Origin of the sequence: Kiloniella spongiae, from assembly GCF_001026905.1 — a bacterium.
Taxonomy (GTDB): Bacteria; Pseudomonadota; Alphaproteobacteria; order Kiloniellales; family Kiloniellaceae; genus Kiloniella; species Kiloniella spongiae.
Map to the genome: position 1 here is coordinate 15,695 of NZ_LAQL01000011.1, position 13,564 is coordinate 29,258.

The 13,564-nt window shown below is 45.4% G+C and carries 12 protein-coding genes; 10 read left to right on the forward strand and 2 right to left on the reverse strand.

The features are described from left to right. Window positions 1-45 precede the first annotated feature (45 nt). From WH96_RS16085 to WH96_RS16120, 8 genes are all read left to right on the forward strand, one after another. A complete protein-coding gene (locus WH96_RS16085; RefSeq protein ID WP_047765245.1) occupies window positions 46-1,941 on the forward strand; it encodes a PhoX family protein in 1,896 nt (631 codons plus the stop codon). A 161-nt stretch (window positions 1,942-2,102) separates the two neighbouring features. Then, entirely contained in the window at window positions 2,103-3,308 is a 1,206-nt protein-coding gene (locus WH96_RS16090; protein ID WP_047765246.1) for an aminotransferase class I/II-fold pyridoxal phosphate-dependent enzyme, read from the forward strand. Between the two features lie 27 nt (window positions 3,309-3,335). After that, window positions 3,336-4,595, forward strand: a complete 1,260-nt coding sequence (locus tag WH96_RS16095; RefSeq protein ID WP_047765247.1) for an ABC transporter substrate-binding protein — start codon at window positions 3,336-3,338, stop codon at window positions 4,593-4,595. Between the two features lie 96 nt (window positions 4,596-4,691). Continuing rightward, window positions 4,692-5,576 carry a carbohydrate ABC transporter permease gene (locus tag WH96_RS16100; RefSeq protein WP_047765248.1) on the forward strand — a complete coding sequence of 295 codons (885 nt, stop codon included), beginning with the start codon at window positions 4,692-4,694 and terminating at the stop codon, window positions 5,574-5,576. A gap of 8 nt (window positions 5,577-5,584) precedes the next feature. Next, complete coding sequence (locus WH96_RS16105; RefSeq protein WP_053006040.1) at window positions 5,585-6,478, forward strand: carbohydrate ABC transporter permease; 894 nt, start codon at window positions 5,585-5,587, stop codon at window positions 6,476-6,478. Window positions 6,479-6,481: 3 nt separating this feature from the next. After that, entirely contained in the window at window positions 6,482-7,573 is a 1,092-nt protein-coding gene (locus WH96_RS16110) for an ABC transporter ATP-binding protein (protein WP_047765250.1), read from the forward strand. 57 nt (window positions 7,574-7,630) lie between these two features. After that, complete coding sequence (locus WH96_RS16115; protein ID WP_047765251.1) at window positions 7,631-8,329, forward strand: FadR/GntR family transcriptional regulator; 699 nt, start codon at window positions 7,631-7,633, stop codon at window positions 8,327-8,329. 39 nt (window positions 8,330-8,368) lie between these two features. After that, window positions 8,369-8,902: a hypothetical protein gene (locus tag WH96_RS16120; protein WP_047765252.1), complete on the forward strand. Its 534-nt coding sequence runs from the start codon at window positions 8,369-8,371 to the stop codon at window positions 8,900-8,902. Here WH96_RS16120 and WH96_RS16125 read toward each other — a convergent pair. Both WH96_RS16125 and WH96_RS16130 read right to left on the reverse strand, forming a co-directional pair. Next, entirely contained in the window at window positions 8,883-10,268 is a 1,386-nt protein-coding gene (locus WH96_RS16125; RefSeq protein ID WP_047765253.1) for a sensor histidine kinase, read from the reverse strand. The two genes, WH96_RS16120 and WH96_RS16125, sit on opposite strands and share 20 nt — an antisense overlap. Beyond that, on the reverse strand, window positions 10,268-10,930 hold the full coding sequence (locus WH96_RS16130; protein WP_047765254.1) for a response regulator: 663 nt from the start codon (window positions 10,928-10,930) through the stop codon (window positions 10,268-10,270). The genes WH96_RS16125 and WH96_RS16130 overlap by 1 nt, the downstream gene beginning before the upstream one ends. A gap of 228 nt (window positions 10,931-11,158) precedes the next feature. Here WH96_RS16130 and WH96_RS16135 point away from each other — a divergent pair, with 228 nt between their 5' ends. Together WH96_RS16135 and WH96_RS16140 are read left to right on the forward strand one after the other, a co-directional pair. After that, complete coding sequence (locus WH96_RS16135) at window positions 11,159-12,241, forward strand: ABC transporter substrate-binding protein (RefSeq protein WP_053006030.1); 1,083 nt, start codon at window positions 11,159-11,161, stop codon at window positions 12,239-12,241. Window positions 12,242-12,527: 286 nt separating this feature from the next. Then, window positions 12,528-13,526 (forward strand): tripartite tricarboxylate transporter substrate binding protein, encoded by a 999-nt coding sequence (locus tag WH96_RS16140; protein ID WP_047765255.1) that lies wholly within the window; start codon window positions 12,528-12,530, stop codon window positions 13,524-13,526. The last annotated feature ends 38 nt before the right edge of the window (window positions 13,527-13,564 follow it).

The window sequence follows — 13,564 nt, forward strand, 5'->3', positions numbered from 1 at the left end:
TAAAGCCAACTCCCATTGAGGATGTTGTGCGCTTAGGAGTGCAAAATGAATGAAAACAAAAACGATGACCTTTCTTTTGATGAATTTGATGAAATCACCAATCCTGGCCCGGAAGTAACCGGGTTTGAGCAGGTTGTTGAACGCGCTATGTCACGCCGTAATTTTCTTGGCGGTGGCCTAGCCATTGGGGCATCTGCCTTTGTTTTGGGATCAACAGCTTTAACGCCTTTCACAGCAAAGGCAGCAAGCAATTTTGATTTTGAACCTATTCCAGCAAACTCTTTGGATACGGTAACTGTTCCCAAAGGATATTCATGGCAAGTTGTAACTCAATGGGGGGACGAGTTGTGGTCCAAATCCATTCCATTCGATCACAAAACACGCGGGACAGGCGAAAGCCAAGAGCTTGCCATAGGCGATAACAACGACGGCATGTCACTCTTTACAGTTGATGGACATCATCTGCTGGTTTCGAACAATGAATACACAAACCGCAGCATTATGTATGACAACCGTGAGAGCAAGTTACCGGAAACAGCCGATGACATTCGCAAGAGCAAAGCCGCTCATGGTGTTACTGTGGTAGAGGTAAAACAAGACGGTAAGAAATGGAATATTGTAAAAGATTCCAAATATAACCGCCGTATTACAGCTGATTCACCTATGGAAATTTCCGGCCCTGCACGTGGTCATGACCTGCTAAAAACATCCGCAGATCCATCCGGCACGCAGTCACTCGGCACATGGAATAACTGCGGAAATGGCCGCACACCTTGGGGCACCTATCTCGCCTGTGAAGAAAACTTCAACGGTTACTTCTCTAGCAGTGATGAAAGCTATACGGCAAGTGATGAGCTAAAACGTTATGGCGTCAAGAATGAAGACTGGGGCTATGCCTGGGCTACGGAAGACGATCGTTTTGACATTAGCAAAAACCCGAATGAGCCAAACAGAGCTGGTTATGTTGTGGAAATAGATCCTAGCGATCCGACATCAACACCCAAAAAGCGTACAGCTCTGGGACGCTTCAAGCACGAAAATGCAGAAGTTGTCATCAATAAAGACGATCATGTTGTCGTTTACATGGGTGATGACGAGCGCGGTGAATTCATCTATCGCTTTGTCTCCAAAGAAAAATTTGTTGAGGGTGGCGACAATAGAAATCTTCTGGATGAAGGTCAGCTTTACGTTGCCAAGTTCAACGATGACCAAAGTGGTGAATGGCTTGAGCTTTCCCCTGCCACAACGGGCATGAAGTCTCAGGCTGAAGTTTGCATTCATGCCCGCATCGCGGCCTCAAAAGTTGGTGCAACGACAATGGATCGTCCTGAATGGGTCGCATCACATCCAAAAAAAGCAGAAATTTACTGTGCTTTGACCAACAACAAAAATCGGGGCAAAAAGCCAAATGCTGGCGGTGACGAAACGCCGGTAACAGGCCCCAATCCGAGGGCTGCAAACCTCTATGGTCAGATCGTCCGTTGGAGACCTGAGGGCGAAAATCATACTTCAAAAGCTTTCTCATGGGATCTATTTGTGATGGCTGGCAACCCCACCGTTCACAAAGATACCTATGCAGGTTCCAAGAACATTGACGCGCACAATATGTTCAACTCACCAGATGGTATCTCATTCGATAACAATGGTAAGCTCTGGATCCAAACGGATGGCAAATATTCCAACAAGGATGATTTTGCGGGTATGGGAAATAACCAGATGCTGATCGGTGATACCGAAACTGGCGAAATTCAACGCTTCCTTGTTGGCCCTAAAGAATGCGAAGTTACAGGCATTACCTGGAGTGAAGACCGAAAAACAGTCTTTGTAGGCATTCAACATCCGGGAGAAAAAGGGGACAGCACGTTCCCCGGTGGTGAAGGAACTGCACCACGTTCTGCAATCATTGCAGTTACCAAAGACGATGGGGCGATTCTCGGCTAAAGAGAATAGCTTTTATTCATTTCAAGAAGGCAGAAAACGTAATGTTTTCTGCCTTCTTTTGTGAACGCCTAGACTTAAAAGCTTCCCTCCTCTTGACTAACAGTGTCATTTATTCTTAATAATAAGACGTCTGACGTCTGATAAATAAGAAATGATAAAAAATGGTTGGAATAGATAAAAAGCGCCAAATTCTTACACAGGATGAAGCATTTGAATATGGTTCAATTGTTCCCCCGATCTATCAGACCTCAACATTTACCTTTACTGATTATGATTCGCTAGAAGACAGATATTCAGGCAAAAGTAATGCCGATATCTATTCCAGAACAGAAAACCCGACCTCGCGTATCCTTGAAGAAAAACTTGCACAGTTAGAGGGGGGAGAAGCAGCAGCTGTATTCGGTAGCGGTATGGCTGCCATTTCCAGTACAGTGCTCGCATTGGTGAAATCAGGCGACAAAGTAGTATCCGTACAACACGCCTATTCTGATGCCTACCGTCTTTTCGAAGTCTTACTCAAGCAGTTCAACGTTTCAGTAGAATATGTTGATTGCTCTGACCTAGAAGCACTTGATGTTGCCCTGTGCGGTGCCAGATTACTTTTCCTGGAAAGCCCATCCAGCTTTACCTTTGAAACACATGACATAAGTGCAGTTGCCCAACTGGCCAAGAAACATAAGGTCATAACCCTTATCGACAATAGCTTTGCAACACCCCTTTACCAAAACCCGATTGAACACGGCATCGATCTCGTGGTTCATTCTCTCTCGAAATACCTCTCGGGTCACAGTGATGTGGTTGCTGGTTGCACGATTGGTTCAGAACAACTGATTAAAAATATCAGAGACACAAGCCTATCCCTTCTTGGCGGCAAACTGTCCGCAATGGAATCATCACTGATACTACGTGGTATGAGAACTTTAGAATTGCGACTGAAAGCCCACAGTGAAGCGGCTGATTATATCTTAAAGCACTTAGGAAAAGATCACCGTATCGCACAGATTAACTTCCCCGGTTATTCATCAAAAATCCCTGATAGCCTGACAGGAACCGGCGGACTTTTCTCTATTCAACTCGCCCAAGGTGCCAATATCAAAGCCTTTTGCGATGCTCTCGACGTATTTCGCCTTGGGGTTAGCTGGGGAGGTTATGAAAGCCTTGTATTACCCGTAGAGGTCGCAGGACGCATAGATTCAGGTCCCAACGCAATTAACGATTTCGGCGTACATAGAAATACCGTGCGCCTCTTTGCCGGGCTGGAAGGAAATGACCTGTTATTACAGGACATTCTTACAGGCCTCGCGGCCGCATTTTCTTCAGATCAACAACATATTTCTGATCAGAATAATGTGGCCATAAACAACTAAAAAAAATAATCAATCTGGGAGGACGTAATGAAGTTCAAAAAATATCTATCAGGAAGTGTTGCTGCCCTGTGCCTAGCGGCAACATGTTTCGGAACAGCTGCTTTGGCTGATGGAAAAAAAGCTGAAGTGATCCATTGGTGGACATCCGCAAGTGAAGCTGCTGCAATCAAGGTCTTTGCCGATCGCTTTCAAGAAGCCGGCGGCGAATGGGTTGATAACGGTATCGCTGGTGATGCTGCCAAACAAACTTTCACCAACAGATTACTGGGTGGTAATCCGCCACAAGTAGGGCAGTTCAACGTTACCCGTGAATTCGAAGAAATCGTTGACGCAGGGTTACTCAACAATCTGAATGCCGAAGCCGAAGCAGGCAACTGGGCCGAAGTTCTTCCCGGCATTATCAACAACGTTATCAAACGCGATGGCAACTACTATGCGGTTCCCGTTAATATTCACGGGTCAAACTGGCTGTGGTATAACAAGGCCGCTTTTGAAAAAGCAGGCGCAAAGCCCCCTACCGACTGGGACAGCTTCTTCGAAGCAGTTGACAAGCTGAAAGCCGATGGCGCGGTTCCTCTGGCTGTCGGTGGTGAAGCATGGCAGGAAAGACTGACCTTTAACGCCGTTCTGCTATCTGTTGCTGGTAGAGATTTTTACCTCAAGCTATTTAATGATCGTGATGCAGAGTTAATCAAGTCAGAAAAGATGGGCGAAGTCATCGACGTCTATACCCGTCTGCGGGATCTAGTAAGAGAAACCGACAAAGGATCTCCGGGACGTAGCTGGAACGAAACCACCAGCATGGTTATTACCGGCAAAGCTGCGATGCAGATCATGGGCGATTGGGCCAAGGGTGAGTTTATTTCTGCCGGTCAGAAAGCTGGTGTGGACTATGGCTGTATTCCAGCCGTTATCCCGCAATCACCTTACATGATCTCTGGTGATGTCTTCGTTTTCCCGAAAACAGGAAACGAGGCTGATCGCGAAACACAGTCTTTGATGGTCAACGTAATGCTGGACAAGGAAACCCAGGTTGCCTTCAATAACGTAAAGGGTTCAATCCCTGTACGTTCAGATGTTGATCCAAGCAAGCTGGATCCCTGTGGGGCACAAGCGATCAAATTAACATCAAGTGACGCAACCCATGTTGGGTCAACAGGTATGTATATCACGCCTGATCTCGCAGGCGCTATTCAAGATATTTATACTGAATACTGGAACGCAAGTGACATGACCAAAGAAGATATGGTTGCACGTCTTGTCGAAACTTTCGAAACAGTAAACTAACAGATAATCTGAACCCGGTATTATATTTGATTGAATGATAACAAGTTTGATTAACAAAATATCGGGTTCCTTTTATTCCCCCAACCAGGCGAGAAAATGAAATACCCTTTGATATCATCTCGGTTGGCTGCACGTTTGACGATTTTACCGTTTGTTGTCATTGCTTTGACAATTTTTGTCGGTTGCGTCCTCTGGTCTGTACAGCTTTCTTTTACCAGCTCCAAGCTGCTCCCGAATTCTGACTTTGTTGGCTTGGATCAATACATCCGTCTGTTTAATACGACGCGGTGGATTGTTTCCCTGAAGAACATGGTGATCTTTGGCGTTCTCTTTACGTCCGGGTCCCTGATCTTAGGGTTTTTGCTTGCTGTCTTCATTGATCAGAAAGTACGGGCTGAGTCCTTTTTCCGAACTGTCTTTCTCTATCCCCATGCTTTGTCCTTTGTTGTCACAGGACTTGCCTGGCAATGGTTTTTAAATCCTGCACTGGGTTTACAGGAAATGGTGCGCGTTGCAGGTTGGGAAAGCTTTACTTTTGACTGGCTTGTTAATCGGGATTTTGCCATTTACACCGTGGTTTTTGCAGCTATTTGGCAGGCATCCGGTTTGGTAATGGCCTTAATGCTTGCTGGCCTGCGAGGTGTTGACCCGGAAATCTGGAAAGCAACAAAAATAGACGGCGTTCCGACATGGCGCGTTTACTTGCACGTCATTATCCCTATCCTCGGCCCTGTCATCTTTACCTCCGTCATTTTATTATCTCTGTCAGTTGTTAAGGGGTATGACATCGTTGTTGCCATGACAGGTGGTGGCCCGGGTATTGCCACTGAAGTTCCGGCAAAATTTGTACTCGACCATCTTTTACAGCGTGCCAATATCGGCCTCGCAATGGCTGGCGCAACAGTGATGTTGTTGACCGTGATTGCTGCCCTAGCCCCTTGGCTTTACGTCAAACACGTCAAAAAGGGAGCTAATGGGTAATTATGACAATGACACAAAGTACATCAACACCCTCTCTTAAAAAACCTAGAACAATAATATCCAAAGAACGGATTGCGATTTATCTCTTTCTAATCATCTGTTCTCTTTTCTTTCTGCTACCACTTTACATAGTTCTGATTACATCGCTCAAAACCATGCCCGAGATCCGTATGGGCAATATCATGAGTTGGCCGGAAACATGGAACACAGATGCCTGGGTCAAAGCCTGGTCCACGGCGTGTACTGGTCTGCAGTGCGAAGGGGTAAGTGTCGGCTTCTGGAATTCTATCAAAATTCTAATCCCCAGCCTCTTCGTATCTATTCTGTCCGGCGCGATCTGCGGGTACGTTCTTTCATACTGGCGATTTAAAGGCGCAGAACTATTCTTTGGGATTATTCTATTCGGAGCCTTTATTCCCTATCAGGCCCTCATCTATCCGATGATTAAGATTTTCGCGACTTTTGGCCTCTATGGAACTCTTCCGGGGATTATTCTCGTCCATACAATTTTTGGGCTGCCCATCATGACGTTGATATTCAGAAATTATTATTCGACATTACCGTCAGAGATTTTCAAAGCAGCTCGTGTTGATGGTGCAGGTTTCTTTGGCGTGTTCTTTCATGTTTTGTTGCCCATGTCGACGCCGATCCTGATTGTCGCCGTCATCCTACAGGTCACAGGTATCTGGAATGATTTCCTGTTGGGATTGATTTTCGGCGGGCGTGAAAACATGCCCATGACCGTTCAACTAAATAATATTGTCAATACGGCGCGCGGTGCCAAGGAATATAACGTCAACATGGCGGCAACGTTCCTGACCGCTATGGTTCCTCTGTTGGTGTACTTTTTTTCCGGGCGTTGGTTCGTTCGCGGAATTGCAGCTGGTGCTGTTAAAGGATAAGAGATGCAAAACAATACAAATACAGCACATGTAAGTGCAAAAGATCTCAGTGTCAGCTTTGGCAAGGTCGATGTTCTTAAAAAACTAAACCTTGAAATCAACAAGGGGGAATTTCTTGTTCTTCTTGGTGCATCCGGTTGCGGGAAATCCACACTACTCAATACTTTTGCGGGCCTTCAGGAAGCAACAGACGGCGATGTCTGGATTGATGATCGGAACGTTACGTTTATGGAACCAAAAGACCGTGGCATCGCGATGGTATTCCAGTCCTACGCTCTCTACCCTAAGATGACTGTTCGTGGTAATTTATCTTTCGGTTTGAAAATGAACAAAACGCCGAAAGACAAAATTAATGAACTGGTCGCTTATGCCGCGCGGGTTCTTCAAATAGAAAACCTGTTGGACAGAAAACCCGGTGAGCTTTCGGGCGGGCAAAGGCAAAGGGTTGCAATTGGCCGCGCACTAGTACGAAAAGCCGATGTCTTTCTGTTTGATGAACCATTGTCAAATCTGGATGCAAAGCTGCGCTCAGAGCTTCGTGTAGAGTTAAAGCGCCTACACGAAGAACTTGGCGCAACCATGATTTACGTAACGCATGATCAAGTTGAAGCCTTGACCCTTGCCGATCGTATTGCCGTTATGAAAGCAGGTGTCATCCAACAACTTGGAACGCCGGATCAAATCTACAAAGAACCGGCAACACGCTATGTCGCCCAGTTTGTCGGCATGCCAAGCATGAACTTCGTTACCGGAAAAATAATAAACACTTCTGGTGGCACATACTTCGAAAATGGCGATATCAAATTTTCCATTGATGAGTATATCTCGAAACAACCGCTGAGAGACGGTCAGACAGTTGAACTCGGTATACGCCCGGAACATGTGGTTTTGGATACTGATGGTTCAACTACCTTTAATGTTGATATCATAGAAAAGCTAGGATCAGAGCTTATTGTCTGGGGTAAAGTTGGATCGACGTCCTTAACTCTGCGCGCTGAACCGGAATCTTCTGTTGCTTCAAAAGAAGTGCGAAAGATCAGCTTTAAGATTTCTGGATTGAATTTTTTCGACCCGGAAACAGGATTGCGTTTATAAAAGCTGTTATAGTCTCGTATTATATCTGAATAAATAAGATAAAATTGGAATTTTAATATGCTGGGTCTAGCCCCTATTTCCACAACGAATAAATCGGATATGATTGCTGAGCAGTTGATTCATTTCATCAATCTGAACAACTACAAGGCAGGCGATCAACTGCCATCCGAACGTGAATTGATGGAAGCTTTGGGCGTTGGACGCTCTTCTGTTCGTGAAGCCGTCAGAAAGCTCGAAGCCAAAAATATTATCCAAATCAGAAGAGGTGCAGGAACCTTTCTTTGTCGTCAGGTAAGTAAAGACGAAGTTCTGGTACCTATTAACATCGGACCAGAGCGGGATAGCCTTATTTTTGCGCTTGATATCCGGCGCGGGCTTGAAGCTGAAGCGGCCATGATTGCAGCAAGCAGAGGCACAGATGAAGCAATTGCCTTCATTGAAAAATGCCTTATAGCCATGGAACATGCCCATCAGACAAATGGCAGTGCGCGGGACGAAGACGCTGTCTTTCATCGTTCTATTTATCAGGCCACCGGCAATCCGCTTTTTGAGCAGTTAATTTCTGGTATGCGCGGACCGTTTCAAAGCTTCTTCAGCAAGCCTTTTGATCGACAGGACTTTGGACAAAGATCTTTTCCCTTACACCGGGAACTATACGAAGCAATCGCTAAACGAGACCCCGAGCTAAGCAGAATAACAACGCTAAAGCTCCTGGATTGCGTTGAGAGAGATATTCTAGAAATGGCTCCTGCATAAGTATATTTAAAATCTAACCATTATTTTTGATAAATGAACATGCTTAAAAAATCACTCGCGACATGGGACATGAAATCTGCCAAGGATATTCGTGCGATCTATACCCAATACGTGAATACACCAAGCTTTGAACAGGATTTAATGGATGTTCTGCTGGACAGAGAACTTCAATCTGGCTCCACATGGATTTTAAAGAACCACCTCTGTAATAAGGGTTCTTTTACCCCGCTCTATTCAAAAACCATACTCGATCATCTAGAGCTATTTGATCAGTGGGAAAGTCAGCTCCATATCCTTCAATCTTTTGAGCATTTGACCATAACCGCCGCACAAAAATTTACGGTAGAGAATTTCATTCGTCTTTGCTTGAGAAGCGAAAGGAAATTAATTCGTGCCTGGGGGTATCACGGATTTCATTTCTTCAGTAAGAAATTTCCTGAATATAAGACGGAAGCAGAGACTATAATGCAAAAAGCTCTGTTCGATGAAGCAGCATCAGTAAAGGCGCGAATTAGAAATTTACTCAGGGAATCCCCCCCTCAAAAAAAATCAACTAAACTTGAGAAAATCTGAGTCTGAAACAAGCCCCCTGCCCCTGTGTCGCTTCCTTATACTCTATAAATCCACCATGACGTTCCATAATTTCCCTGACAATTGGCAAGCCCAGACCACAGCCTTCATCGTCCCGTGTTTCAGAGCGATAAAAACGTTCAAAAATTTTATCGCGCTCGTCCTTAGAAACGCCGGGACCATCATCTTCAACCTCAATCATAGCATCTTCCAATTCCTGTTTTATCCGCACCGTAACCGTCGAATTTTCAGGACAATAATGTAATGCATTTTCAATTAAATTCTTCAATGCCTCTTTGATAAGCTCCTCATTCCCGACAACCGAATTAATTTGGTCTTCTTGCTCAAATCCCAAGTCAATTCGCAACGCAACCGCCTGAGGAACATAAACTCGCGTCACCTCCTCACTCAGTAGCTTTAAATCTATTATTTCCGATTGGAAGTTCTCCTCTTCCTGATGTGTTCTCGCCAAACTGAGAAGCTGATTAATCAAGCGTGATGTTTGTTTCGTACTCCGATTTAAATGCTCTAGTCGTTTCGTGATTTTCACCGGATCTTTTTCATCTTGCGCCAACTCAGCCTGAGTTTGGATCGCCGCAAGTGGTGTTCTGAGTTGATGTGCTGCGTTGGATGTAAAACGTTGCATCGCCTCAATAGAAGCGCCCAGTCTCTTCATCAGGTCATTAATTGCCTCAATCAAATGACGTACTTCTTGCGGAACTTCGTGCTCAATAGGCCTTAGATCCGAAGGTGTTCGTCTATTTAATGCTGCTTCCAACCTTACAAGCGGCTTAAGTCCCCATCCGATCCCGATCCATAACACAATTCCCGCAACCAATATCAACACCAGTTGACGAACAATGGCAGCTGTCATCATTTCATTGATCAGATTATTGCGCCCCTCAATCGTTTCGGCGACCATCACCGTAAAACGTGCTGACAAACGCCCCCCGGAAATGTGACGGGATATCACGCCAACCCGAATTGCATCACCGCGATAATCAGCATCAAAGAAAAGCGGTGCGCCATTTTTAGGAATTTCCTTATCATCCACGATGGGCAAATCATCATAGCCTGTAATAAAGCTATTTCCCGGGCCAACAACCTGATAAAATACGCGATCTTGCGCGGCCGAAGTTAACATTTCAAGCGCAACATAAGGCACATCAACTTCTAGCTGTTCTCCAACAACAACAACTCGTTCTGCAATCGCCAGTGCAGACCCCAGCAATACCCGGTCATAGGCCTCGTTGGCTGCTTTACTTGCACTGGAGCGAACTTCGAAAAGCATCAGAGCTGAGATAATCGCAAGCGCACCTAGCAACCATAGTAACAAACGACGGCGAAGGGACTTGCGTTGCCACCTCATTATTTTTCCAACAGATACCCAAGACCGCGAACAGTCTTGATATTGATATCGGCCGCCGCCAGCCTCTTTCTCAAACGGCTAATATAAAGCTCAACAGCATTGGGACTCATATCCTGATCAAAATTGGCAAGACTGTCTGCAATCTGTTCTTTGCTGACAACCTGTCCGGCCCGGCTGATCAAAAGCTCAAGCAAGCAAAATTCACGGCGTGGCAAGTCCAGAGGCTCACCCATCATCGAAACCCGGCGCGCCACACTGTCAAAGATCAGCTCACCGATGACAATTTCGGGTGATTTCAAGCCGCTTTGTCGCCGGAGAAGTGCTCGCACTCTTGCTTCAAGCTCAACCAGATCAAAAGGTTTGGTCAGGTAATCATCCGCCCCAAGGTCAAGACCTTTGACCCGATCATTTAGTGTATCCCGCGCAGTCAGAATTAGGACCTGAGCTTTACCACCATTCTGACGATATCGTTTTAAGATCTCCAGCCCGTCATAACCCGGCAGGTTTAGATCCATTACGACCAGGTTAAATTCCTGGGTTCGTAAAATATTGTCTGCTTCGGTACCGTCACCAACAACATCCACAGCCATTTCCATGCGGGTCAGCGCACTGGATATTCCATCAGCCAAAGCGGCATTATCTTCAACGACTAGTATTCTCATGCCCAAAAGACTAACTTTGTTCCAAGGGTTTTGAAAAGCCCGGGAATTAAAGAAAATCTATTTTCCTTCCTATGACAGGTTCTCGACAGCTTTGAACCATAATGTGAAGAAAAAAACAAAAACAGTAATTGGTTCCTAAGAAAGCAATAATGGACCAAGTATAAATCAGGGGCTCGGACTATTAAGACACGATCAACAACGCTACAACATAAGCTTGGTTTATTTTGTATGCCATTGCTTCAGGCTTTGTATTTGGTAATCATAATTGCCATCACCCAATCATATGTACATTCAGCCAAGGCCAAAGCTTTTGATTTTCCCGCAATTTCGGGCAAGGAAAACAATGTCATTACGATTTATAGCGTTACAGATGTTGATATTTTCCAAGGCACAATTGCTGACTTTCAAGAACTCTTTCCCGACATCTCGATCGTTTATCATGACCTGCAATCTCTTGAACTCTATGAACGCATCCAAGATGAAACCTTGAACAGTGATGTAACCGCAGATATTGCCATCAGTTCGGCCATGGATCTGCAAATGAAGCTCGCCAACGATGGCTTTGCACAACGCGTGGAAATATCGACAGCACAGGATATGCCGTCGTGGTCACAATGGCGGAACGAAGTCTTTGGCTTTACTTCTGAACCCGCAGTCACGATATACAACAAGGAATATTTTAAAGACCAACCGCTCCCCAAAACCCGTTTGGAAATGCAGCGCTTCCTCGCCGAAAGGCCTTCCGATCTTTTCGGTCGTATTGCCACGTACGATATAGAACGGAGTGGTGTTGGCTTTCTGTTTATGGGGGTTGATTCAGAACGATACAAAGGAATCTGGAATCTTATAAAAACCTTTGGCGCAAATGGCGTTAAGCTATCCACGAGCTCTACGGCAATTATCAATAACGTCAACAGTGGCAAATATGTTATCGGATACAATGTTCTAGGTTCATACGCCCTTGCAAGATTAGACAGCTCCCCGAACCTCGGAATACTCTACCCGGAAGACTATACAACGGTTCTATCTCGCCTTGCTATTATTCCCAAGGCTGCAAAATCGAAAGAAGCTGGTAAGCTTTTTCTAGAGTATCTTCTCTCAGAGCGAGGACAACAATTGCTCACGACCAGCGCGAAGCTTAATGCTGTGCATCCTGGAATAAAAAGTAGCGGCCCAGAAGAAATTCTCGCAGCTCAAGCCCGTAGTAATTTACAACCAATTAAAGTTGGTCCTGGCCTGTTAGTTTATCTTGATCAGGTAAAAAGACGGAAAACGATAAACCAATGGAACAAGTCATTGCGTGGCGAATAATAAATAACATTAAACAAACACTTTATACATCTGTATTAATTGATAATTTTATTTAATAAAAATTATTTTTCAAAACGACAGGGTAGTGACAGCTTTATCCCCTAGCCTACAGGTATTGAATGATAGGCCGCAGCTAAAAAAATAATAAAAGCGGTTAGGGAGACAGTAAAAAAACAGTTCAGACAATCTTCTGATCTGATAATTCCAATATGGACACCTCCCCCATCCGACTTCGTTCGGCGGTTTGTTATTCATCGAATTAACAATCATACTCGGAGGCCAATTCATGTTTGGCAAAACAACAAAATTATCCCGTCGTCTTGTGCTATCTATGGCAGCTGCTGCTGTTTCAGTGGGTATGGCCATGCCGCTTTCTTCTGCATCTGCCGCAGATCTCGAAAAAATCCATTTCCTTATTCCCGGTGGTGCCGGCGGTGGTTGGGATGGCACAGCACGCGGTACAGGCGAAGCCTTGACAAAATCGGGTCTACTTGGCTCTGCTTCGTTTGAAAACATGTCTGGTGGTGGTGGTGGTAAAGCCATCGCGCATCTTATCGAAACGGCTGAACGTCAGGGCGATACCTTGATGGTAAACTCAACCCCGATCGTTATCCGTTCACTAACAAAGGTTTTCCCACAGTCATTCCGTGACCTTGTCCCTGTTGCAGGTGTCATCGGTGACTATGCTGCTTTTGTTGTTCCGGCTGATTCCAAGTACAAATCTTTCGCAGAGGTTGTCGCTGATTTCAAGGCAGATCCAAAATCCGTGAAAATCGCTGGCGGCTCTGCACGCGGCAGCATGGATCACCTAGTCGCTGCACAGGCATTTAAAGCTGCGGGCGGTGACCCGAAAGCTGTGAAGTACATTCCCTATGATGCGGGCGGCAAAGCAATGGCTGGCCTTCTATCCGGGGAAACAGCACTACTTTCAACCGGTCTTTCCGAAGCGTTGGAACTGGAACGTAGTGGTCAGGTACGCATTCTGGCAATGACTGGCGCCAATCGTATTGAAGATGCGCCGAATATCCCGACCCTAACAGAACAGGGAATTGATGCGACATTCGTAAACTGGCGCGGTTTCTTTGCAGCCCCGGGTACATCCAAAGAAAAAGTAGCTGCCTATAACGCAACTCTTGAAAAAATGTACGACACACCGGAATGGGAAACTGTTCGTTCACGTAATGGGTGGGTTGAAGTCTTCCAACCTGCTGACGTTTTCTACACTTTCCTTGAAGAACAGGAAGGCATTGTTGGAGACCTGATGAAAGAGCTTGGCTTCTTATAAGCCAAACATCTTTCAGTAGTATCTGCCAATAGAATAAA

Excerpts from the sequence above, each read along its gene's own strand:
- WH96_RS16085 (WP_047765245.1), top strand. The coding sequence starts at position 46 with ATGAATGAAAACAAAAACGATGACCTTTCTTTTGATGAATTTGATGAA.
- WH96_RS16090 (WP_047765246.1), top strand. The coding sequence starts at position 2,103 with ATGGTTGGAATAGATAAAAAGCGCCAAATTCTTACACAGGATGAAGCA.
- WH96_RS16095 (WP_047765247.1), top strand. The coding sequence starts at position 3,336 with ATGAAGTTCAAAAAATATCTATCAGGAAGTGTTGCTGCCCTGTGCCTA.
- WH96_RS16100 (WP_047765248.1), top strand. The coding sequence starts at position 4,692 with ATGAAATACCCTTTGATATCATCTCGGTTGGCTGCACGTTTGACGATT.
- WH96_RS16105 (WP_053006040.1), top strand. The coding sequence starts at position 5,585 with ATGACACAAAGTACATCAACACCCTCTCTTAAAAAACCTAGAACAATA.
- WH96_RS16110 (WP_047765250.1), top strand. The coding sequence starts at position 6,482 with ATGCAAAACAATACAAATACAGCACATGTAAGTGCAAAAGATCTCAGT.
- WH96_RS16115 (WP_047765251.1), top strand. The coding sequence starts at position 7,631 with ATGCTGGGTCTAGCCCCTATTTCCACAACGAATAAATCGGATATGATT.
- WH96_RS16120 (WP_047765252.1), top strand. The coding sequence starts at position 8,369 with ATGCTTAAAAAATCACTCGCGACATGGGACATGAAATCTGCCAAGGAT.
- WH96_RS16125 (WP_047765253.1), bottom strand. The coding sequence starts at position 10,268 with ATGAGGTGGCAACGCAAGTCCCTTCGCCGTCGTTTGTTACTATGGTTG.
- WH96_RS16130 (WP_047765254.1), bottom strand. The coding sequence starts at position 10,930 with ATGAGAATACTAGTCGTTGAAGATAATGCCGCTTTGGCTGATGGAATA.
- WH96_RS16135 (WP_053006030.1), top strand. The coding sequence starts at position 11,159 with ATGCCATTGCTTCAGGCTTTGTATTTGGTAATCATAATTGCCATCACC.
- WH96_RS16140 (WP_047765255.1), top strand. The coding sequence starts at position 12,528 with ATGTTTGGCAAAACAACAAAATTATCCCGTCGTCTTGTGCTATCTATG.